We start from the raw sequence: 22,839 nt of genomic DNA, 5'->3' as shown, positions 1-22,839 counted from the left end.
CATTCTATAATTGGCTTACCAAGCCACCGTTCCCGACAATTTTGTTGTCGGGCTTCACTGTATTCCCCTCGGTCGCACCACGCTCTCCCGTGCCTGCTCTTCGTACTGCATTGCTGCCATCTGTCGCATCTGGTCGTTCTTGGCAAGTATGGCGTTAGCCAATGTATTCAGCGGCAATGCCCCCGACTGATGCGCCCCAATCACACTGTCAGGCAGTTGAATGGTACAAGGCACATGGTCAATGTTGGCAACGAGACACCGCCCTTGCAGCATCGGGTTGCTGATACGAGGATTGAGTGGTTCATCAGGATATTGGCGGTACTGAATGCGAGATGCAGCAGGACTAACTGTAGGTGCAATGCCTTCCTGCTGTTTCCTGCCCAGCACCTCATGTCCCGCTTTGTTGAGCAGATTGGCACCTCCCATACCCATCAACAGCATCTTCAGTATAGGATTCTTCACGAACATTCCAGCCACGATAGAGGCCAAAGGAAGGAGGCTATTGTCCATATTCAGCGATTTTGTCTTGCCAGTGAACAGTCCCACCAGTACATCGGGCAGCATCGCCAACACATAACCAAGGTTCTTGCCGATGTCTGAAAAGCCGTTCAGTCCAAAACTCTGCAACAGCCCGTCCCATCCATTTTCGTTTGTTTGTAAGGCTGTTTCCTCCTGCTGGACTACAGATGGTGTTGCCTCTTCAGTCGATGAATCAGGAGTTTCTTTCGGTTCTGCCTTCTTCTCCTTCTCAGCCTCTGCATCCAGTCTCGCCTTAACCTCCAGATACTCGTCTTCCTGTCCAGGCGCAACTATCAAGGGCACATCCTTGTACTTGCCTGTACGTTTGGTTGCTTCGTTTCTCTGAGGGTCAAGGAACGTACCTTTGTTCCAAGGAAAAGAGGTCTGCTCGGTTTGTTTCGTCCAATCCATAAAAGTGATATTGCTCGTGGGAATCTTGTTCTTGAAATGGCTGTTGGTAGCCTTGATATAGCTGTTCTCGTGGTTCTTGATGACTTTTGCCTGTTTGCGGAATGAGGCGAAGACGTTGGTGCCCGTACCGAAAACTCCCTTGCTGATACACTCCTCGACACAGACCTCTTGGCTGCTACCTTTCTTGCTTAGGTGCTCCATGCCGACATTCATCACCATATCGATACCGACAAACTTGGCGAAGGTTGCCCATGAGCCAATCCCTCCCATGGCCACGACATCGGCACCCGCTCCGGCTGCCCATCCCGCTGCCTTCTCTGTTCGAGAGGGCTTATAGGCTGCCTCTCCTTTGGCTTCTATCTCTGCGGCAAGGGGTGACTTGTTCAGTTCGTAGGGCAGACCGAACAGACTGCTTTGTGCCGCCTTGCGGATGATATAGTCGGCAGAAGATGTTGGCATACGGTCTTTCACCATTTTTTCTATCATCAGCTGCTCCATGCGGTGATCGATATAGGCGTATGCCAAATCACAACCGAGTTGTTTAGAGAGTGCATCGTACCGCTCTCGTCCTATCTCCGTCACCACCGCCTTGCGCCATTCCTCAGCCATCACGGCAAGGTCACGCTGCATATCCTTGTTGCCGACAATAGCCTCCTTGCACATCGCCAGATAGTCTTCGGTGGTCTTGCTGTTCCACTTGCCTGTAATCTTCAGCGTGGCGTATGGGTCATCACCAGGCATATTGGCAGTGGCCAATGAGCGTAGGATGCCAGCCGTACTGTTGGAGTAGGCTCGCATCTCGTCTGCCTGTCTGTTGGACAAGTCCCGTTGCACCCTGCCCATCACGGGGGCAAGGTGACACCCGAAGTAGTCGCCCATCAGACGCTCTATCTCTGCGAATCGCTGACTGTTCTTAACTGCCATATACCTTGTTTATATATTATACTGCTGTAATATCTGTTCCTTTGTCTGCTCGATGGCATTGTGATATATCTCCATCTGCTTAGGATAGTGTTCCTCCAACCATGCGTCCTTGTCCACTTGGCAGTGGATGAACTGCACGGCCATACGTTCCTCAATCTCCACGGAGGGTTCCCCCTCTTCCTTACCATTGAACCATGCCTTTGTCCACCATCTCACGCCAGCCCGGTCGGGATAGACGCTCACTATCCTCGGAATGTCGAAGCTCTGGATATCCACGTCCAAGTCGGCAAGAGGGTCGATGATGCCGTCATGCGTCAGGGCTTGCTCTTGGAGTTTTTTTTTAACACCTCGTCCATCGTGGAGAGATATACCTGATGTCGCATGGCAAGATAGTTGAGAAAGTCGGCAATGAGCAGGTTCTGCACCTTAGTCGCCAAAGGCATACAGCGGTTGCCGATGCCCAAGGGATTAGCCATGCTCGGCATGGTCTCGTAGAAATAATGCTTGCTCGCTCCCAACGAGAAGATGTTTCTCAACGACTGCTCCGTATGTTCGGGCAGAGAGTATGCTCCTTGTTGAAGGTCCTCGAAGTAGGAGGGAAGGAAGCGGAGCATCAATGCCTCTATCTCCTGACGGTCGGTGTCGTAGGGTGAAGGGATGTTCATGTCCAGTTCATTGATGCCCATTTGGGAATTGTGCTCCAATGCCTTGATATTGCCGTAGAGCATGGTGAGGAACTCCAACGGATTGATTTCCTCTCCGTCAAACCTCACCTCCATGTGCAGCAGGTCGCCACTGATGGCGATGGTCTGACCGGCCTTGACGCTTTGGGAGAAGTTGGCGAAGACATTGGAGAGATGCCTGTAAGTCACTTCGTATTTGCCGTAGCGGATGGTCTGGTAGATGCCATGCTCCGCGTCCGACCCAATGGCAGAGACGGTTCCCGTTGCCACCGCCGACAGCAGGTAATGGTTCACTGAGAAGTCTATGCCGTGATGGAAGAATGTTTCTCCCGTCACGGGATTTTTCTGCTCTCCGTAACCCAAGGACATCTGCACGTCCTGCTTTATAGGCTCCTCAAACGGCATACAGTAGCCGCTCGATGAGCGCAGTATCATTTCTTCTGTATATCTCATATCACTGTATATTGGTTATCGTTTCATCCCTCTGCTTTGGGTCTCTGCTTCTTTCATGTTCTGCCCATGTGAAGACGTACCGCCTCTGTTAGGCAGAGTTTGCGCCACCTTAGAATTGTTCCCGATGATCATCGCTCCAAGCAGGGCACCCGCAATCTTGCTCATCCAACCAAAGCGTCCGAATACCATGAAGGCGGCAGCCACCAGTCCGACGATGCTCATACCCGACACGTTGCCCTTGCCGATATTGCCAAAGAGATTGCCTATCATGTCGCATCCTACGCCTCCGAACATATTCCTAAAGAAATCACTGATGCCGCTGAACTGGGTGTCCATCTTTCCGGCTACAGTGTTCACCGCATCAACGGCTTCACCAGCCTTGCCCGTCAGACGTTGCACATCGTTGGCGGTTTGTGCCACCGCTTCCGTGGCATTCTCGCCGATGACAGCATCACCTACGATGCGTGCCACGCTCTTGTCTGTGGTCAGCTTCTCCCATGTCACATAGCCTGCGGCACTACCCACTGCGGCCGTCTGCATAGCCTTGCCGGCTCCCATAAGGGTGCGTTGCGGGTGGAGTGCCGCACTGCCTAAGGTCTTTCCAGTTACTCCGATGACATGGCCAGTACCTCGTGCCGCCTTGCCACCATATTTCAATAATGAACTCCAAAATCCCATATCTTATCGTTTTTTAATCACGGTTTGACTTCGTCTTCTTCTGTCACGACTCGGCATAGCTCGAACAAGTTCGGCTCTGCTCTCGCTGCTCCATCAGTTTACGTTCTTGCCCACCTGCTTCCACCGCCTCTTGGCAGCCGCTGCTATCTCGGCTTTGTTCGCTTTGGTGGGTCTTGCCCCTTCGTCTATCTCCATCCAAACATCGCCCATGGTGGTGTATTTCACCGCCCTCGTCAGTCGCTTCAACTGCTTGTTCATCTTCTTCAGTTTGGGTCGGATGCCGAAGACTATCTCCACACGCTCCTTCTCGGTCATCTTGTTGCCCGACAGGCATACCGTGCGTATGTCATTAACTATCTCGATGCTGTTCATAATCAGCTCGCGGTATATCTTGTTGCGCTTGGCTGACAGGGCTACGGCAAGTCCGTTGGCAGGATGGGCATCCAACTGCGCCACCAATCCACCCATATTGTCCACCAACTGACCTATCTCGTGATAGAAACCATATATCTGTGCGGCATAGCTGACGATGGAACGGAAGGAGTCCAGATAGTTGTTGAACTCCCGCTGCAGGTCGGTAGTGGCTTCCACTTCCTCCTTGGTCCAGATATGGCCGGTGGATTGTAGCAGCATCACTTTCTCCTGATTCTTCAGTTCTTTCTCCGCCTTGTTGGTGTACATCAGAATCATCCCCGCAAGAGTCGGGTCGTTCTGCGCCCGCACTCCTGCAAAAGATGATATAAACATAAAAATGGCAATTGATATGAAATACTTCATGACTGATTCCTTTATCGTTAATCACTGATGGTCATACGTCCTGCTCTGCGCCATCTGCTAAGGGCTTGGGTGGCTATCTCTCCATTGCTTCGGTCTATCATCCCTGCCGTCACGCCGTTCCACACATCGGTCATGGTGTAATATCGTATAGACAGATAAAGACGATGCAGCTTCTTGCTGAAGGCACTCAGCTTGTCGTTCAGTGCCCACAGCGTCTTGCTCCTTTCCGCACCAGTCAGCATGTTCTCTTTGCCTCCTTTGGCGACTGCATCTTTCAGCAGTGTGAAGACGGACACCAATTCCGTGGCGGTCTCCATATACAGGTTGTTCATCGAGAGGGTGGCAACGATGCCTTGCGGATTATTGTTGATGGCCTTGCGCATCTTACACAAGGTGATGAATATCTTCACTCCATCGTCGTACAGATAGGTACAGGCTTTGAGGGAAGAGGCATAACCACTGGCGGTTTTCAGATAACTGTTGTACTTCTTCTCCCATTCGTGTATCTTGGTGAACTCTGCGGCGATGGTATTCTGCAACAGGGCAGTCTTGGTCTGACCTTTGATTTCCTTCTCTATCTCACCGTTGATGGCTTCGTTGCCCTCTGCTAATGCCATCCATTCCAAAGGGTTGGCAGTCACAATCTGTGCATGGGCTGACGGCACGCTCAGTACCAATGCCACGACAATGAACCAAATCTTATCTATTCGTAATCTCATATACGCCCTTTCTTCGTTTGTTCGTTTCTACTCTTGTTCGTATCACACTCACCACGTCATAGCTGTTGCTGATGCCGGTCATTTCCAGTTTCGGTGTCGTTCTATCCATCGACAACACGGTCACGCTTTTCAGTCCGCATAACTGTTGTATCAATGTCTGATGCTCGGCAAAGTCCACCACTCGGTACAACTCCATGTAGTTCACGCTCCGCTGAAACACTCCGTGCTCACAGATGAGTTGCTCGCTCCCGATATGGTAGCGGATACTCCTCAGATAGATGAATCGGTAGAGTAAACAGAGGGAGAACAGGAGGCTGAAGACAAGCAACAGGGTACTATATGCACAACCGGGCAATCCTCCGATTAGGAGCATTGCCACGCACAACAGCAACAGAGGCAGTTCGTTGATGAAAAACTGTCCGATGCTGGGGCACAAGGTGATGATGCTATTATCTTCTTGTCTCATACGCTTCTATGATATGTGTTCTTTTCTTCTTTTTCCCTTTGTTTCTCTGCCTTGCCGGCTGCGATAAACTCGGCATAGTCGAAGGTATCTGGTTCGCCCTTGGCAATCAGTTCTGCTGATTTCTTGTTGAGCAGCGCATCGTTCCAGTCCTTGTAGCAACCCAATGGATGATAGGCTTGCACATGCTCGTGACGGAAGCCCATCTCTGCTGCCACCTTCCTGAAGTTTGCAACAAACTGCCGCCCTGCATCGTCCTTGTCAAAACCCAAATAGTGCCGTGCGTTGGGAGTAACGGACAGAAGTCCTCGCATCTGTCCCTCGGTGGGTGTGCCGCCCGTAGATACATACACCATCTTTACAGGATTTATCTGATACTCTGCCATGGCATCGTAGGCACTCTCAAACCATACAATTTCGCTTGCTTTATCCAACGGCTCGCCCGTGAGGTTGGCAATCCACAGTCCTTCACTGCTGTTGCTTCCTTCTGCCTTGCCCTTGTAACCGCCGCTACCGTCCATCTTCGGTCGTCCTCGTTCCTCAAAGCCCACAGTCTTGTCGGGTGTCTTGGGCAGTACAAGCGGAAAGGCAAGGTTGGCAAAGGTAAGTCCATCCGTCCGATGCTTAGTAGCCAGACAGAAATGCCGATGAAAAGCATACTGCGTATAGAGGTCGATGCCTCGGAACTTAAAATAGGGATAAAACCTTTTCTGCGTTTCCCTGTCCTGCGGATTGAACTTGTGGATGTCGTAGTCATTCAGGTTGAATGGCTTTCCGTCCTTTCTTGGTTCTGTAATCTTCGATGGTCTGTCCTCTATGGGTTGGTTGAGCAGTCGGTTGCAGACGAGGTTGACGAGTCGGTCAGGAGACATTCCCACCTTGTTCTCTGAAAACATTTCTGGATGCTCCTTGATGAACGAAATGACATTATACACCTTCTGCTGCGGTGGTTGGAAGCAACATTTCCCATTCTGCGTGACAATGAACTTATCACCACGCACCCGTCTGCCCTCACTGTCAGTACGCACATACGACGGATAACGCAAGCCATCTCTCTTGTTCAGATGATACCCTGCGTCCACCAGTACTTCCTGTATGCTCAACCTGTCCAGAAAGTCATCGTATGTCAGTTCACTACTCATTATAAATTATAAATTGTAAATTATACATTGTTAATATCCTCTCCTTATCTCCGTGGCAACATGATTTGCTTCTGCCTCAAAGTACCTTGCCGCAATCTCCTGTGGCGAATCCACTCCCGGTTTGAAGTAAGGACGTGGACCGCCATGATGCTCTGCATAGAACTCCGGGGCTGGATGGTGATGATGGTGGCTTATGTCATGCGCCACCTCTGCTGTAACGACTGCTCCTGCCGTCAGAGCCGCCAATATCTTCGTGCCCAGTCCGGCGTTGGTTTCGGGGCGTGTCTTCATATCCACTTCACTGAAAACCTTGGAGAAGAGTTTCATGCGATGGTAGTCATCCACCGCCAAGAACTTGTCGTAGTCCTTCTGCTTGATTTCGTGCGTGATGGCTTCTCCATTGATAATGGCGGTCATGCGATACTTATCTTCGCCTTTCTTATCTCCCTCCATCGGAGGCACTTTCTCCACCATGATGTCACCGACTTTCACTTCACGCCCATGCGCTCCCTCACGATACCAACCCTTGTTCTCATTAATCAAGGCAAGGTCTTCACCTCTCACCATGGCATCGCCTTGCAACACGTCACGTCTGACAGTCTCGTCCTCTTCCAACGGAAGCAACCGTTCCTCGTCTTGTTGCTGACGCTGCTGCAACTCCTGTTCAAGTTCGGGATGCAGATGCAGGTCGATGCGCTCCTTGCTATTCAGTGTGTCCATCAGGATTTTGTCAGCAAAGTCGTCCTTGATGATGCCATTCAGCAGTTCCAAGCGTTGAACGACGGGCACTTCCTTGATGGAGTTGGAGGTGAGTTTCTTCAGTTCCTCATCTGTCAGGTCATACACCATGTCGGCATTGACGCTGTTCGACTGAATGGTCAGCGTCTTCGCATTCTCATCAATGATGATGCCATGCGATGCCAGACACTCCTGCCACTTCTCATTGGTGAAATAGACAGGCGAGGTAATCAGTTCCTTATAAGGCTTGGCTGGCTCCGTGCTTCTCGTGCGGCTGATGGAAGGCATTATGATTCCCTCCAAATCTTTCAGCACATCCTGTTGCTGAGGGCTATAACTCTGTTGCTGTCCCTTATAATAGAACCCATAACCGCCGCTCTGCAATTCGCCAGGCTTCATTCTGCCGTCCCAACGTTCAGGCACAATCGGGGCTTCGGGGAAGAACAATCGTCCTCCAACTCTGCGAAGATGGAATCCCTCCTGACTGCGTGGTGTCCAACCTAAAAAGGGTGGTGGCATATCGATGCGCCCCATCCGTCCATACTCGCCGATACCAACACGATAGCCGTGCAGCCCCATAGCTACACGACCGTTGGCATTGCGTGCATGAACGAAGTTCTTGGGCATATAGAAGTCGTTGCCCACAATGCCCGTAAAGGTATTGTAGGCTAACTTGTTGGCATGATTCGTACCCCAGTCGGTCAGAGCCAACATCTGCTTCTCGGTGATGTTATAGGTAAGCAGCGGACTGTCATGCCCTTGCACCACAAGCTGATAGCCGCTGCCATTACTCACCACATGAGCCTGCATACCATTGCGCATGAGCAAGTCACGCATCTCTGGTTGCAGGTCCATCTGTTGGGGATTCGTATTCTTTCTTATCGCCATACTTATTCTTCACTCTTCATTCTTCACTCTTCATTTATCATGCTTCACCGTTCTCTATTGCCTTCTCCAGTTCCTCATCTTTGTGATGGACAAACTGCTCCGCACTCTCTTCACAAATGCAGAGTCCGTTGTTCAGACAATAGCTCTCATATTCTTCCTGCCATTCAGCAGAATGATGGTTGACATACTCCAACCAACCGTACTCGCCGCTCTGTATCTTCTCGACGAGCACATCCTCTGGATAATATTTATTTGATGCCATATACTTATTATATTATGTGTAGATTATTTGTGCATGGAAAAAGAGGCGCGGTTGCGCTCTCCATTCTTCTTCTGCTCATTCCAAAGTTCTTCCGTGTATTCCTCTTCAGGCACATAGTCAAGATTACCGTCATCGCCCATTACCCAACAGCCATAGCACCCGAAGGTGTATTTGTCCCACTCTCGCTTGGTGTTCTCCTTCCACTTCTGACTGTCGCCTTGATTAATCCTTATGCCGGTCTTATCGTTCAGGTCAATACCCACCGTCACCTGTTCGTCCTCCATGATGAGCGTGAGCGGCTCACCCTTCTGCATCACGGTCAGTTCTGCCGAACTCAGTTTCAGTTCATCCTTCAGCACCTCCAAGTTGCGCCCGATGACAGGCGTAGGTACCGACATCACCTGATTGGTCTCCGTGTCAATCTGCACGAAAGCCTTGCTGCTCCTGCCATCAGCATCCTTAACATCGGCAAGGATAGCCTTTCCAGCCAGCAAGTCCTCCTGCTGTTCCTGAGTAAAAGCCTCCAATGGTGATTTCTCCAACTGCGGATAGAAGACCACATCCACCTTGCCGTCCTCCATACGGACCAACGCAAATCGGGTGCGGCTCTTCAATGTCTCGCCCTCATCATTATTCACCTGAATGGGCAGCAACGGTGAACGTCGTCCCTGACCAATATCTTCCAACGCCCACATGGGCAGGTCTTCAATCTTCTCTTGTGTGAGACCAAAACGAGCCAGTGTCTGATAAGGCACCTCGCTCTCTTCAAATCGTACTTGCTTCATACTTTAACTTTGAATTTGAAATTAAACTCATGCAAAGTTATATACCTATTCAGAGACAAGCAGAATTGCATAAGATAATGCGTGTTATTTTTGACGATTATTATTATTTGAGTTTGATTTCTGCTCAAAAATCAAACTCGATTGCTATATTATGTTACAATCTTCTTGTCTTCCCTTTGTTCTTTATGCCAGTCAAAGAATTGCTTGTTACTTTTGCACCATGAAACGATTTCTACTCATCACAATAGCAGCAATATTCTGTTCATCAGCAACAGTATGCGCTCAGTTCAATACCGTCACACAGACTAAGGTACACCGCAAGGCTGTGCCAAAAACGACGCAGTCCGCAACATCCGAACAACTGCCTCCGTGCTCGCCGCATCAGCGGCGAGACTCTCTTGCCTTTGCCCCATTACAAACCCAAACGGAGCAGACCGACCGCCACACGGCACTTGTCAGTCCACTCCGTCATATCTCTGTCACCAGCCCTTTCGGCTACCGCAGAGACCCATTTACAAAAAGAAAAGCCCTACACAACGGGCTTGATTTGAAGGCAAATTACGAACCCACATACGCCATGATGCACGGCGAGGTCATCAAGGTAGGCAAGGACAAACGTTCAGGCCTCTATGTCACCCTCCGTCACGGCGACTTCACCGTCAGCTATTGCCACCTCTCCCAAACTCTCGTCACCAAAGGCACCCACGTCCGTCCCGGCATCATCATCGCGCTGACAGGCAACAGTGGTCGCAGTACTGGTCCCCACCTGCACCTCACACTCAAAGACACAAAAAAAGGACGAGCCATCGACCCGTCCATTCTTCTCAATCTTATCAAGCATCCACTCTAATAGAACGCCTTGTCTTTTGTCGTTCACATCACCCCTTCCGCATTGCAATAATGTCTTAAATATCTAATCCTCAACAATTTCTATTCTTGAAAAACAAGTGTTTTATTCACGAATATAATATGATTTCGTGAAAGGTAACCATTCTATTTTCCGCCACGACGATTTTATCGGCTGTTTTTCAGCCGATAAAATAAAAATGTCCGCAAGAAAATATTTTTGTTTTAACATTCCGGTTTATAAAAACATGGCAGAAGGGCCTTCTTGTCGCAGTCCTTACCATGAAGAATACATTCAAACAAGTGCTTCAGGTAATCCTGAGGATATATATCGTTCAACTTACAGCTTTCTATCAGGGAGAAGATGAATGCCGAGTTTTCTGCGGCTGCCTCACTTCCTATATTCATACAGTTCTTGAGCAGCAGCTTTACAGGTTTCATTCTTTGCTCACAGAGATTGTTGGATATTTCCGCCGCACCGTCCTTAAGGATATTTTTCAGGGATTTCCACTGGTTTAACGTATAGTTCACAGCCTTTCTCATCAGTTCGTTTGCCATGAGTTTGGTATCCTGCATCATCATGACCACCTTATGATGTATACGTTCAAGAACAGGTCCCGTAAGTTTAAGTCTTTTTTCCTTTATCTTCTCACTGCTGAGTTTCATTGTGCGGAACAGGTCTTCATTCCTGAATAAATCACCGATAGAATCTATTATGTCCATCGCCGTCCTGTCTGATGGCAAAGCATCAACCCACAACCTCCTGCAGTGCGTCCAGCATCCTATATGAAGCACCTTTGAGCCTTCTCCGTCGAACATCCTGTAAACCGTATATCCGTCTGTAGATATAGATCCCATAAAATGATCAAGGAAGGTCTTTGCCACATCAGATGCTCTGCTGCCGTTGTTGTAATGATAATAAACCAACTTGACATGCTTTGCAAAGAAAGCCCATAAGTACTTTCTCCTGTAAGCCTTACCTTCCGGTGTTTCAACTCCAACGAGTTCGGTAGTCTCATCAACCATAAGGTATTTTGCCTGTTGTACAAACTTCTTGAAGACATCTTCCATAAACTCCCTAAGCCTGGAGATTCCGTTGTGGATATAGCTGTTCAGCGTGGTATTGCTTATATGGATGCCTTCTCTTGCAAGCAGTCTTATCTGTCTGTTTTCAGGCATACTGAAGTCATATTTCAGACAAAGCAGACGGGCAAGCAGTTCAGGAGAGAAGATTCCTCCAAGGTTTTTCAAGGGATGCTCCATCGTGTTAGTGAAAGTGCCGTCTGCAAGCTTTACCCTTGCCACCTTGTACACATGTTCCACGTTATGGGCACGCACATGTTCTATAAACCTGTATTCCCACACATCAGCCATTCCGTTGCGGTTCATAAGCCTTGCGCCATCCGGGAGTTGGTAATAGTCTTCTATTTCATGTACCACTACCTTGTCCACCTTCAGCCTGGTCTTTTCCGCACGTGGTGCGGTTTCCTTTTTCCTTGAAGCTCTGCAGTTCTGTGCAGGTACACTACCGGAAGAGGTATTGCTGCCGGTAACGTTACCATTGGCCTTATTATCATTACCATCATTATCCGTCTTGTCAGAACCGTCATACTCAGACTTCTCCATTGCAGCCTTGTCAATGTTACGGTTGTTCAGCAGCCTTCTTTGTTCTGAGGTACGGCCGAAACGGTGTTTCCTGCCGTCCTCAAGCTGAAGCCTGAGATTGGATATCTCATTTGCCAGCATCATGTTCACCTCGTCTTTTGCTTCAAGCTGCTTCCTCATAAGTTCCATTTCTTTCCTGTAATATTCAACCGTACTCGATTGCTTTTTGAGGGATTCTTTGAGGTCATTGATTGTATCAATCAGAGCTTTTGAGTTCTCCCTGTTGGATTTTTCAATAGACTCAAGCCTCGCAATCAGTTCTTTATTCTGTTTGCGAAGCCCTGCTTTTTCCTCATTCGCCAGACCAAGCTGGCAGCAAAGTAACTCGTATGCTCTTTCATCAATCATGATATAAAGGTACGAAAAATCAGGCAGTTACGCAAACTTTTTATCGATTATTTTTGTATTATTCCTTTGTAAATCAACGCCTTATTATTCATTCTTTAGGAGTTACATACATCCTGTCGACTACGATGCTTTCCGTCAGGTAAGCCATGTCAGACCACTGTATCCGGTAGCATTTTGACAACTCGTCAAACACAGGTTTCTTGAATCTACCCATGACAGGACGTTTCTCGTAAAGCACATAAAAACCGCGTTCGTAATGAAGTATCTTGACGACCTTCCGGTTACGGGACATGAACATATATACATTGGATGCATCGCTCGGGTCAAGTGACATCTCTTCCCTTATACTCTCACACAGGCGGAAAATTCCTTTCCGCAAATCAACATTACCGTTAAACAGGTAATAGTTCAGGTTAGCACTCAGTCCAAGCATATCATCCTATCATTTTATTAAGCAACAAGCTCAAATCAAGAACTGTGGTATTTTTCAGAAACAGTGTCGCGCCGGATGTCAATTGCAGTTTCACCCACTTAATAGGAGCTTCGACTTCCGGTTGTTTCACTTCCATCTTCACGGTTGGACTGTTGCAAGGTTTACCGGTTATCTGGACTTTGGCAACCTTGGGCTGCTCAACCTGAACTGTCTTGCCTAACTTCTCGCTCCACAGCTGGTGACGCTGCCAGTTCATGAACTTGTCGTAATTTACTCCATAATCCGCACAGAACTCCCGAAGATCCTTGGTCTCGCTGCATAACTGGTAGAGGTCATATACCTCCTGGTAGTTTACTTTCTCTTTTGCCATAATCATTTTTGTTATTTGGTTATGACGCAAAGATATGTCGGCTAACAACTTATGTCAAGGCGGAAAATAGAATGGTTACTCGTGAAAGATGTCATAAGATGATACTAATATCTATGCTATTTGTCAATAAAGAACCCGTTTCTATGCAGATATTCTGAAACGGTTAGTGTTCCAATCCCTATCTGCTCACACAACAAAGGAAGTTTCTTGAACAACTTACCGTCATTCTGCTGCCTTGTTTCCTCCGTCATTACTTGCATCTCTTCCAGATGGATAGCGTCCGAGTGTCGTACATTCAGTGCATAAATGATAATCTTAGCATCACCTGTTTTAAGGTATTCTTCCTTTTGCTCTATGTATTCTTCTTCAGTCAGTTCCTGCTTCTTCAGTCTTACACAGAAATTGTTGTCTATCATGTTGCTGAATCTCTCTGGGGCACATGGAAATAGATCCTTTGTCGGAATGACCAATTTCTTGTCTTTGAGGAAAGGCATCTTTTCAACTGCAATTCCTTTGGAGGTGCGTTTTGATTCATCCAGAATCACATCAAGTAGCATCAAATCCTTGCGGGAGAACGCCTCTTCCAGGAATGAGTACAACTGTCCGTCCTTATCCAAGGGAAGATAATTCTTGGCAATCATCACCAATGAGCATGTATCAACAACTATCGCCATAACTCCCTCTCAAAATTTGCTGGTTTGACATTGAGTCTCGAACAGAAAGTGGTCTCGTTGACCACTCCATTGAAATAGGCATATTGCATGGTTTTCAAGAATAGCGGAGAAATGATGGGCTTTGGTGTTCGCCCGCCTCTCTTCTCAGAGTTTTTCAACTTTTCCTGTTCCTCTCTTCTTCTGTATTCCTCTGCCAATTCACTCTTGACATTGCTGTAGCTCGAATAGCTGATTTTCCTGTCGATATACATCCTTGTATATAAGGCAAGACGGCTAATGTGCGTCCGTGCACTGATAGCCTTGAAGAGGTCAATGCAGTAGTCGTTACGGGAATCTACACATGCTATGTTAGCAAGTGTTTCTGCTTCTTGTCCCATAATGAACTGATATGCAAAATCATTGCACCATCTTTCGACATCACTGTATGAAGTCTGTGCCGAGATGTCCATCATGTCCACCGACTCCACTTCTTCAATCCCCAATAGACAATGCCCCAATTCATGCGCCAGAGTGAATATTTCTCGCTTGTAATGCTTATGATGCTTAAGCACTATCACATTGGGCTTAAGGTAAAAACCGTCAATGTTGGTTTTCTCTTTCTTGTTCCATGTCTCTATGTATTCAAAGACAAAAATGCCATGATCGGCGATTTTTTCTATCATCTTCACAAGAAACTGCCTATGATTGACAGTTTCCCCGGGATAAAAAAAATCTCTTGCACGTACGGCTACTGTCTTAGGGTCATCTTGTAGGGTGTAGTGTTCTATGTCAAACTTCACATCCAGTTGCGACAGTTTGTTGTATGCATCCAAAGCGTTTTTCAGACTCTCGAATCGGTTTACAGTACGGATCGACTCCAAGTTCAGCTCTGTTCCGAATGAGGTCTTGCGGAAGAAGATACTGCTGCTTGCATTGGTTGACAACTTAGAATAGTCTTGAAAGAAACTGACTTCTTTGTCGAATATCTCACCTATACGCTTCAACACCCCCAAATCAATAGAATCTCCACTGATGTCTGCGGCTCCTGTTATCCGTTTCCTGCCTTTGTTCAGAAGAGACAACAAGTCATCCACCGACATCTTGTATAATGCCAGCAGGTATTCTAAACGTTTCTTGTTAATCTCTACTTTCATATCAGCCTCGATTGAACTATTGTTGTTTTGATGCAAATGCTTAGGCACAATTTTGCGTTGCAAAATTACACATTTTCACTTAAATGGGCGAATTTTCATGCTGAATATCACTGGAATTTATGTTTATTTTGCTAAATCGCTACATTTTGCCACCAAAAAGACACAAAAATAGGACGAATCATCGACCCGTCCTTTTGTTTTTAGCCTTTTTCGTTCTAACCACAGCCTGCAATGTTATTCATCAACTGGTTCATCACTCGCATGTCTCATTTCGTAAACTGTCCATAAGGCTAACACACATTCAATGGCTATCACGGTAATGGCCGCAGTCATGCCCCACCAGTGGGCAATAAGCATAAAGATGCCAGCCTCAATGCACAACGCAAAGAGGATGGTAACAATAAGTGATAATATTCTATTCATTCTACGGTAACTGATTTAGCAAGGTTTCTTGGCTGGTCAACATTCCTATCCTTGTTGATGGCGATGTAATAGGCCAGCAACTGCAATGGGACGGAAACAACGAGAGGTGTAAGGCATTCGGGTACGTCGGGCACTTCAAGGCAATGGTCGGCGATGTCCTTCATTGCGTCATTGCCCTTGGTAATGATGGCGACAACCGTACCGCCACGCGCCTTCACCTGCCTTACATTACTGATTATCTTGTCATACAGCGAGTCCGTTGGAGCAATGACCACCGTGGGCATCTCGCTATCTACAAGTGCAATCGGTCCATGCTTCATTTCCGCAGCAGGATAACCCTCCGCATGGATATAGGATATTTCTTTCAGCTTCAACGCACCTTCAAGGGCGGTGGGGTAGTTGTACCCACGACCGAGATAAAGGAAGTTGCGGGCATAGGTGTATATCTTCGACAAGTTCTTGATTTTGTCAGCAAGTCCCAACACATCTTTTATATATAGGGGCATGTTCTTCAACTCCCGGACAATCCTCTCTACGGTTGCATCATCCACAGTACCACGCATCTGTCCCACGCAGAGGGCAAGCAGCATCAGCACCGTTACCTGTCCTGTAAAAGCCTTGGTAGAAGCCACACCTATCTCAGGTCCTACATGGATGTATGTCCCGGAATCCGTATTTCTTGGGATAGAGGCACCCACGACGTTGCAGATGCCATACACAAAAGCCCCCTTGCTCCGTGCCAACTGTATGGCGGCAACGGTTCCGAGCGGTCATACTTCCTTTGTAACTCCATACACTTCTCAAAGGAGAAGTCGGATGCCTCAAAAAGAGGCTGGATAAGGTGGGCGCATTCGTTCAGCAGTCCCTTGACGATGTGGATGTTCATCTCGTGGCAGTTTCGGCAAATTGCACTGTTGCAGTTGATATACCGATGACTGTTGATGAAGTCATCCACATAGCGGTCATACCGCTTGCCATTCAAAATCACATCCTGAAGATAGAGTTCTCTCGCTTCTAAGAGTAACTCAAACAATTCTTCTGCTACATCCTGTTCGGTAGCGAAGTGGGTCAGGTGTTGCTTCTCTTCAAAAAAAGAGAAGACTTTTTAATTTGTTTTTGCATACTAAATTACTTATTTATAAGTTTATGACGACTGAAATATAAAAATTACACAACATGGTTCAGTATTAGGTTATAATTCTTGTAAAGTTACATTCCTCCTCCCAACGCATGGTAAAGTTTAATTATACTTTGTATGCGTTCAAAACGAGTTTGTAACTGTTGCACTTCCGCTTCGAGAAGAGACTGTTTGGCGGTCAGCACTTCCAGATAGGTGGTATTGGAATGACGCATCAGCGATTCTGTCTTTCGCACAGCGTCGCATAATGTTTCAACCTGCCGAGCATTGATTTCAATTTGCGATTTTGCCGTCTGCCATGCGGTCAGAGCATCGTTCACTTCCTTTCCTGCGTTCAGTAATGATTGCCGGAACAACAGTTTGGCTTCTTCCTGACGGCTTTTGGCTATCTTCAAGTTGGCGATGTTTACGCCCCGGTTGAATAACGGCTGTGTCAGGGAACCGATGGCATTAAGTAACCATTGTCCGGGATTTACGATTACGCCACCGCCGTTATTAGTCCATCCAAGAATTCCCGAGAGGGTAATATTGGGATAGAAGGCGGCACGGGCCGCATTGGTGGCGTAGAATGCTTGCGCCAGTTCCATTTCAGCCTGACGCACGTCGGGACGGTTGGAAAGCAGTTGCAAAGGGACTCCGATCGAGACAGTATCGGGGAAAGCAGCCTCGGCCAGATCACTTCGTCCAATCGAGTGTGACGGCATGGCAAGTATCGCAGACAGGGCGTTTTCTGTTTCGGAAATACTCTTGCGTATGGATAACAGGGATGCTTCGAGTCGCATCACGTTCGCCTTTGCCTGCAATACGCCAGCCTCGTTTGATTTCCCCACTTTTTTCAACGCTTCAAGAGTGCGTACGGTAGTCCGCCAGTTCTCCAAAGTCCGGTTACTTATTGTCATTTGTGCGTCAAGCATGGCAAGGGTGTAGTAACTGTCTGCAATAGTGGCGACAAGCTGTGTCTGTACGGCCTGCCGGTAGGCACGGCTTCCTTGTAATGCGGCGGCTGCGCCACGCTTTGCCGCCGTAAGTTTGCCGAAGATGTCCAGTTCCCAGCTTGCCGACGCTCCCACATTATATGTCTTTGCCGTTGCTCCGTCATGTTTATTGGCATTACCTTCGGCAGTCAGTCCCAGTGATGGAAGATATGATAGTCTGGCAGTCATCAGGACGGCTTCTGCCGCTTCCACGCGTAACCGTGCCACATTGAGGTCTGCGTTCCGTTCAAGTCCGGTTTCAATCAAGGACTGGAGTTTCGGGTCGGTAAACATTTCCCGCCACGACAGGGACGCGATGGTCATTGTATCAATGTCCGCCGGCATGTCCCGATACAGATTCTCCGTTGAGAGGTCAGGGCGATGATACCGGCTGTATGTGCCACAGCCGGCAAGCATCCATCCCGACAATATGATATATATTACTGTCTTCTTCATTTAATTATGCTTAACACGTTCTTGGATATATTGGAATACAATAAACAATGACGGCACAAGGAACAACAGAGCCAAAGTACCTACAATCATTCCACCGATTACACCTGTGGCAAGCGAACGGCTGCCGTTGGCACCCACTCCGTGCGCCATCATCAGCGGGACAAGACCGAACACCATGGACAACACAGTCATCAATATGGGGCGCAGGCGGACTTTTGCCGCACTGTATGCCGCCTGTGCCAGCGTCATGCCTTCCGACCGCCGTTTACCGGCGTATTCGGTAAGCAGGATCGCTGTCTTGGCAAGCAGGCCTATAATCATGATAAGTCCGGTCTGCATGTAGATGTTGTTCTCCAGACCGAAGAGCCACGCAAACAGGAAACTGCCCATCAGTCCGCAAGGCACCGACAACAGAACCGCGAAGGGTATGAACACGCTCTCATACAAGGCGCACAGAATCAGATAGACCAGAACCATGCAGAGCAGGAATATAAGCGTGGCATTGTTGGTCGTCTTGCTTTCCTCACGCGAAATGCCGCCAAACTCGTATGTGTAATTTGACGGAAGCACTTCACGTGCCGTCTCGCCGATGGCTTCGAGCACCTGCCCCGAACTGTAGCCCTGAGCCGGAGACCCGCTAATCGAGATGGCGTTGAACAGGTTGAAACGGGTGAGGTCTGACGGGCCGTTGGTCTTGGTCAGGCGCACGAACCGGCTCAAAGGCGACATGCCGCCATCGGTGGCACGCACATACATGTGGTGCAGGGATTCCGCATTCACACGATATTCCGCCGGAGCCTGCATGGTCACATGGTAGAGCTTGGAGAACCGGTTGAAGTCGGAAACATATTGTCCGGTATAATAGCCCGACAATGTGGAAAGCACATCTGCGGGCGACACACCCGACTGTTCGCATTTGGCGGCATCGATATCCACCCAGTATTGCGGATAATCCGTGGCAAAGGAGGAATAGACTTCGCCGATTTCGGGTCGCTGCGACAAGGCTTCGACAAACTTGTCTGCCTCTTCCTTGAAGGCGGCGATGTTTCCGCCCGCCTTGTCCTGCAAATAAAGCTCGAAACCGTTTCCCATGCCGTACCCGGCAATCATCGGAGGCGACATGGCGAACACCGTGGCATCGGGAATATCCGAAGTGGCGGCATAAATCTTTCCGATGACATCATTGACCGACTGCCCCTCTCCCTTACGCTGCTCCCAGTCTTTGAGTGTCACGAAATACATCGCCTGCGAGGGACCGGAACCGCTGAAAGAGAAACCGGCGACCGCACCGCTGTATTCAATCTCGCCGATGCTGTCGAGACGGCTGTTGATACGCTCCATCACCTTACTTGTCTGAGCCATGGATGTGCCGGGCTTCGTGTTCATGCTCACCATGACCGTCCCGGTGTCCTCTTCGGGAATAAGTCCCGTCTTTGTGACATTGACCAGCAGCACCAGCAACCCGAAAGAAATGCCTATGATGCTCCACAACAGCCATCGGCGATGGATAATGAACATCACTCCACGTACATAGCGTCGGCTCAGACGGTCGAAGACGGCATTGAACGCTTTACGGAAACGGGCTGCAAAATTGTTCTTGGTGTTGCCCTGCTCATCGATATAGGGTTTCAGCAGCAGCGCGCAAAGTGCCGGTGAGAGTGTGAAGGCATTGACTGCCGAGATTCCCACGGCAACAGCCATCGTGATACCGAACTGCGTGTAGAACGCTCCCGAAGTCCCGCCCATCATGGCAACGGGGAAAAACACTGCCATAAAGATGATGGTAGAGGTCAGGATAGCCGACGAAACGCCTTTCATGGCATCATCAGCCGCGAGAACCGCAGACTGATAGCCCTCGTCGAACTTCGCCTGCACCGCTTCCACCACCACAATGGCATCATCGACCACAGTTCCGATGGCAAGCACAAGCGCGAACAGGGTGAGCAGGTTGACGGAGAAGCCGATCATGGACATCACGGCGAACGTACCGATAATGGAGACGAAAATGGATATCGTAGGAATAAGCGTGGACTTAATATCTTGCAAAAATACATATACCACCACGATAACCAGAAGTATCGCTTCAATAAGTGTCCGGATAACAGAATTGATGGAAGCATACAGGAACTTGTTGGTATCGGTAAGCACCACGAATTCCGTCCCTTCGGGCAAGTCCCGGCTGAGGTCGTCAAGCACTTCGTGAATCTCCTTGATGGTGCTTGAAGCATTGGACCCGGCTTTCTGGTTGATGAGCATCATGGCTGCCGGATGCCCGTTCACTTCGGAGGAATAGTTGTAGTATTCATCGCCCAGTTCCACATCGGCAACCTCCTTCAGCCGAAGCACATTGCCGCCCGGCAGTGACTTGATGACCAACTCACCGAACTCTTCCGCGCCGGACAAGCGTCCGCGGTATTTCATCGTGTATTCATTGGCGGTAGGATGATTGGCACCGAAGGAGCCGGTGGCGGCCTCGATGTTCTGTCGTGCGAGTACGGTGGATATGTCATCGGGGATAAGCCCGTATTGCGCCATCTTGTCGGGACGCAGCCAAAGTCGCATGCTGTAGTTGGAACCGAACATCTGTGCCTTTCCCACGCCGCTGATACGTTTCAGCCTCGGCTCGACATTGATTTTCACGTAATTGTTCAGGAAGGTCTGGTCGAAGCGGTCATCGGGCGAATAGAGCGCGAAAGTCATCAGTTCGGCATTCTGCTGCTTTTCAGTGGTGACACCGGTCTTGGTGGCTTCCGCCGGAAGCTGGCTCAGCGCGCCGTTCACGCGGTTCTGCACGTTTACCGCCGCCATGTCCGCGTTGGTTCCCTGCTTGAAATAGATGTCGATGGAAGCATCGCCCGTATTCGATGCCGTGGAAGTCATATAGGTCATGTCTTCCACGCCGTTGATGGCTTCTTCCAGAGGGGTTATCACTGCCTTCTGCACAGTTTCAGCGTTTGCTCCAGGATAAGTTGCGAATACGTTGATGGTCGGAGGTGCGATGTCGGGGTATTGTTCCACCGGCAAGGAAAACATGGAAATCATGCCCAACAGTACAATCACCACCGAGATAACGCCCGAAAACACCGGGCGGTCTATAAAAAATCGCAGGTTCATTTCGTTTCGTTTTTAGGGGTTATGCTCATGCCTTCTCTCACCAGTCCCACGCCTTCGGCGACAATGGTGTCACCGACCGAAAGACCTTCTTTTACGATAAACCGGTTGCCGTCGTTCAGGCGGTCCACCGTGAGATAGGCGGCTTCCGCCTGTCCGTTTTTCAGACGGTAAGCGATAATCTTGTCCTGCAGTTCCACGGTGGCGGTCATGGGAATGGTTACGGCCTCCGTTTTCGGGTTTTGAAGGATGACATTGCCGATGCTGCCACTCAACAGTTCGCGGTCGGGATTGGGGAACAGGGCTTTGATTTGTACCGTTCCGGTAACAGGATCCACCACGCCGCTTACGGTTTCAATACGTCCTTTCGCCTTGTACAGGCTGCCGTCGTTGAGTTGCAGGCCCACTTCCGGCATCCCGGCTATCATGCTGTCAATCGAGCCATAGCGAGCCAAATATCGCCGTAGCATATTCTCCGAAATGGAGAAATAGGCATACATCTCCGCATTGTCGGACACGACCGTGAAAGGCTGTGCCATATTGGGACCGACAAGCGCACCGATGCGATAGGGCAATGTGCCTACTACTCCGTTGCTCGGGCTTTTGATTTCCGTATAGGAGAGATTGTTGCGTGCATCCGATTCTTGTGCCTTTGCCTGTTCGAGTTCAGCACACGCCACTGCCAGTTGGTTCCGGGCGAGAGAAAGCTCGTAGTCGGATATGACCTTCTCGTCAAACAATGCCTGCTTGCCCCGCAGCTCGATTCTTGCCGTTTCCACTTTTGCCTGTGCCGCGCTGACATTGGCCTGCGCCGTGCGTAATGCCGCCCGATAGGGCACTTGGTCAATTACAGCCAATACTTGACCGGTCTTCACCCGTTCACCCTCTTTCACTTTCAGACGGATAATGCGCCCGGATATTTGCGGCAGGATGTCCACATCCTGCCGTCCGCGTATGGCGGCGGAATAGGACTCGGAGATTTCCACCGGACTTGCCGCGACCTTTATGACCCGATAACTCTGCACCGCATCCTGCTTGCCGTCCGCCTGCCTGCATCCGGTCGGCAGGAACAGCATGAGAGCAAATGCTGCGAAATTCGTGATAATGAATTGCTTGTTCATATTTTCTTCTTGTTTTGTATTAATTCATAATAGGTTTGGTGTGTCACCACTGACGGATGGTATTCCACTCTTTTTCGAGAATGGCATAAACACAGGTATCTTCATATTTTGGGGAGCCGTCAGGATTGTTTACGAATGTCACAAACTCTTTGAAACATCCTTCGCGGCGCATACCAAGACGTTCGCATAAGCGTTTGGAGCGGATATTGTCATCTTCCACAAATCCATAGATACGCCGTGCGCCCGCCTCTCGGAAAAGATAATCCAACAATCCGGCTGCCGCTTCACAAGCGAATCCTTTGCCTTCAAAACGTTTGTTGAAATGCCACCCCACATTATAAGTGTCTTCATTCTCACGCAAAGCGAACACGTCACCGATAATAAAGTCATCTTTTTTCAGACTCACCGCATAGCGCAGCATGTCTTTCGGGGAATACTGCATATATGCCCATGCCGCCTCTCTGGAACAAAGGCGGTCTCCGGCAAAGCAATTCACACGCGGATGGGAAAGATACTCCAACAACCCTTCGGCATCCTTCTGTTTGAAATTTCGAATGATAATTCGTTCGGTTTCGATATATATTTCCTTGTAATCCTTGAAACGGCAGAGCATACTGTCCATTGCCATACGCCGTGCATGGTAATGCTCGATATCTTTATCGTTCCATTCCAGTATTGTTTCACCCAATAGAGAAAATTTTATCA

22 protein-coding genes and 2 pseudogenes are annotated in these 22,839 nt (G+C 48.9%); 1 reads left to right on the top strand and 23 read right to left on the bottom strand.

What is annotated here, in order from left to right; genetic code table 11:
• Window positions 1-54 precede the first annotated feature (54 nt).
• The 11 genes from MUN53_RS04440 to MUN53_RS04390 form a co-directional block, all read right to left on the bottom strand.
• Complete coding sequence (locus tag MUN53_RS04440; protein WP_005816255.1) at window positions 55-1,854, bottom strand: hypothetical protein; 1,800 nt, start codon at window positions 1,852-1,854, stop codon at window positions 55-57.
• A 9-nt stretch (window positions 1,855-1,863) separates the two neighbouring features.
• The gene (locus MUN53_RS04435) at window positions 1,864-2,136 is read right to left on the bottom strand and encodes a hypothetical protein (RefSeq protein ID WP_007897422.1); all 273 of its coding nucleotides are present in this window, start codon (window positions 2,134-2,136) and stop codon (window positions 1,864-1,866) included.
• 32 nt (window positions 2,137-2,168) lie between these two features.
• Window positions 2,169-2,990 (bottom strand): M23 family metallopeptidase, encoded by an 822-nt coding sequence (locus tag MUN53_RS04430; RefSeq protein WP_005816253.1) that lies wholly within the window; start codon window positions 2,988-2,990, stop codon window positions 2,169-2,171.
• 15 nt (window positions 2,991-3,005) lie between these two features.
• Complete coding sequence (locus MUN53_RS04425) at window positions 3,006-3,668, bottom strand: hypothetical protein (protein WP_005816251.1); 663 nt, start codon at window positions 3,666-3,668, stop codon at window positions 3,006-3,008.
• A 93-nt stretch (window positions 3,669-3,761) separates the two neighbouring features.
• Window positions 3,762-4,445 (bottom strand): hypothetical protein, encoded by a 684-nt coding sequence (locus tag MUN53_RS04420; RefSeq protein WP_005816248.1) that lies wholly within the window; start codon window positions 4,443-4,445, stop codon window positions 3,762-3,764.
• 17 nt (window positions 4,446-4,462) lie between these two features.
• Window positions 4,463-5,164: a hypothetical protein gene (locus MUN53_RS04415; RefSeq protein ID WP_005816246.1), complete on the bottom strand. Its 702-nt coding sequence runs from the start codon at window positions 5,162-5,164 to the stop codon at window positions 4,463-4,465.
• Entirely contained in the window at window positions 5,145-5,630 is a 486-nt protein-coding gene (locus tag MUN53_RS04410) for a PH domain-containing protein (protein ID WP_005816244.1), read from the bottom strand. Before MUN53_RS04410 ends, MUN53_RS04415 begins: the two co-directional genes overlap by 20 nt.
• Window positions 5,627-6,769 (bottom strand): toprim domain-containing protein, encoded by a 1,143-nt coding sequence (locus MUN53_RS04405; RefSeq protein ID WP_005816242.1) that lies wholly within the window; start codon window positions 6,767-6,769, stop codon window positions 5,627-5,629. Before MUN53_RS04405 ends, MUN53_RS04410 begins: the two co-directional genes overlap by 4 nt.
• A 30-nt stretch (window positions 6,770-6,799) precedes the next feature.
• Window positions 6,800-8,395 carry a hypothetical protein gene (locus MUN53_RS04400; RefSeq protein WP_005816239.1) on the bottom strand — a complete coding sequence of 532 codons (1,596 nt, stop codon included), beginning with the start codon at window positions 8,393-8,395 and terminating at the stop codon, window positions 6,800-6,802.
• A 37-nt stretch (window positions 8,396-8,432) separates the two neighbouring features.
• The gene (locus MUN53_RS04395; protein WP_005816237.1) at window positions 8,433-8,657 is read right to left on the bottom strand and encodes a hypothetical protein; all 225 of its coding nucleotides are present in this window, start codon (window positions 8,655-8,657) and stop codon (window positions 8,433-8,435) included.
• A 23-nt stretch (window positions 8,658-8,680) separates the two neighbouring features.
• Window positions 8,681-9,442, bottom strand: a complete 762-nt coding sequence (locus MUN53_RS04390; RefSeq protein ID WP_005816235.1) for a DUF4099 domain-containing protein — start codon at window positions 9,440-9,442, stop codon at window positions 8,681-8,683.
• A 220-nt stretch (window positions 9,443-9,662) separates the two neighbouring features.
• On the opposite strand from MUN53_RS04390, the gene MUN53_RS04385 reads away from it, so the two are divergent.
• Complete coding sequence (locus MUN53_RS04385; protein WP_007837448.1) at window positions 9,663-10,292, top strand: M23 family metallopeptidase; 630 nt, start codon at window positions 9,663-9,665, stop codon at window positions 10,290-10,292.
• Between the two features lie 221 nt (window positions 10,293-10,513).
• On the opposite strand, the gene tnpC is transcribed toward MUN53_RS04385, so the two are convergent.
• The 12 genes and pseudogenes from tnpC to MUN53_RS04325 all read right to left on the bottom strand — a co-directional run bounded on the left by tnpC (window position 10,514) and on the right by MUN53_RS04325 (window position 22,717).
• Window positions 10,514-12,301: an IS66 family transposase gene (gene tnpC / locus MUN53_RS04380; RefSeq protein WP_243323567.1), complete on the bottom strand. Its 1,788-nt coding sequence runs from the start codon at window positions 12,299-12,301 to the stop codon at window positions 10,514-10,516.
• Between the two features lie 88 nt (window positions 12,302-12,389).
• A complete protein-coding gene (gene tnpB / locus MUN53_RS04375; protein WP_243323565.1) occupies window positions 12,390-12,734 on the bottom strand; it encodes an IS66 family insertion sequence element accessory protein TnpB in 345 nt (114 codons plus the stop codon).
• 1 nt (window position 12,735) lies between these two features.
• Window positions 12,736-13,104: a hypothetical protein gene (locus MUN53_RS04370; protein ID WP_243323564.1), complete on the bottom strand. Its 369-nt coding sequence runs from the start codon at window positions 13,102-13,104 to the stop codon at window positions 12,736-12,738.
• 116 nt (window positions 13,105-13,220) lie between these two features.
• A complete protein-coding gene (locus MUN53_RS04365; protein ID WP_005816230.1) occupies window positions 13,221-13,778 on the bottom strand; it encodes a DUF4411 family protein in 558 nt (185 codons plus the stop codon).
• Complete coding sequence (locus tag MUN53_RS04360) at window positions 13,769-14,911, bottom strand: ImmA/IrrE family metallo-endopeptidase (RefSeq protein WP_007897423.1); 1,143 nt, start codon at window positions 14,909-14,911, stop codon at window positions 13,769-13,771. Before MUN53_RS04360 ends, MUN53_RS04365 begins: the two co-directional genes overlap by 10 nt.
• A gap of 234 nt (window positions 14,912-15,145) precedes the next feature.
• Window positions 15,146-15,334 carry a hypothetical protein gene (locus MUN53_RS04355; protein WP_005816226.1) on the bottom strand — a complete coding sequence of 63 codons (189 nt, stop codon included), beginning with the start codon at window positions 15,332-15,334 and terminating at the stop codon, window positions 15,146-15,148.
• Window positions 15,331-16,095 (bottom strand): annotated as a pseudogene (locus MUN53_RS04350) (SIS domain-containing protein); the annotation flags it as partial. The gene MUN53_RS04355 and the pseudogene MUN53_RS04350, both read right to left, overlap by 4 nt.
• Window positions 16,092-16,406: pseudogene (locus tag MUN53_RS04345) on the bottom strand (hypothetical protein); the annotation flags it as partial. The pseudogenes MUN53_RS04350 and MUN53_RS04345, both read right to left, overlap by 4 nt.
• Before the next feature lie 137 nt (window positions 16,407-16,543).
• Window positions 16,544-17,902 (bottom strand): efflux transporter outer membrane subunit, encoded by a 1,359-nt coding sequence (locus tag MUN53_RS04340; protein ID WP_005816221.1) that lies wholly within the window; start codon window positions 17,900-17,902, stop codon window positions 16,544-16,546.
• Window positions 17,903-21,016, bottom strand: coding sequence for an efflux RND transporter permease subunit (locus tag MUN53_RS04335; RefSeq protein ID WP_005816215.1), 3,114 nt, complete (start codon window positions 21,014-21,016; stop codon window positions 17,903-17,905). It lies immediately after the preceding gene.
• Entirely contained in the window at window positions 21,013-22,134 is a 1,122-nt protein-coding gene (locus MUN53_RS04330; protein WP_005816213.1) for an efflux RND transporter periplasmic adaptor subunit, read from the bottom strand. The genes MUN53_RS04335 and MUN53_RS04330 overlap by 4 nt, the downstream gene beginning before the upstream one ends.
• A 43-nt stretch (window positions 22,135-22,177) precedes the next feature.
• On the bottom strand, window positions 22,178-22,717 hold the full coding sequence (locus MUN53_RS04325) for a GNAT family N-acetyltransferase (RefSeq protein WP_032939761.1): 540 nt from the start codon (window positions 22,715-22,717) through the stop codon (window positions 22,178-22,180).
• Between the last annotated feature and the right edge of the window lie 122 nt (window positions 22,718-22,839).

It is taken from the genome of Parabacteroides faecalis (assembly GCF_022809355.1).
GTDB lineage: Bacteria > Bacteroidota > Bacteroidia > Bacteroidales > Tannerellaceae > Parabacteroides > Parabacteroides faecalis.
This window is presented reverse-complemented; position numbering and strand designations above follow the sequence as displayed.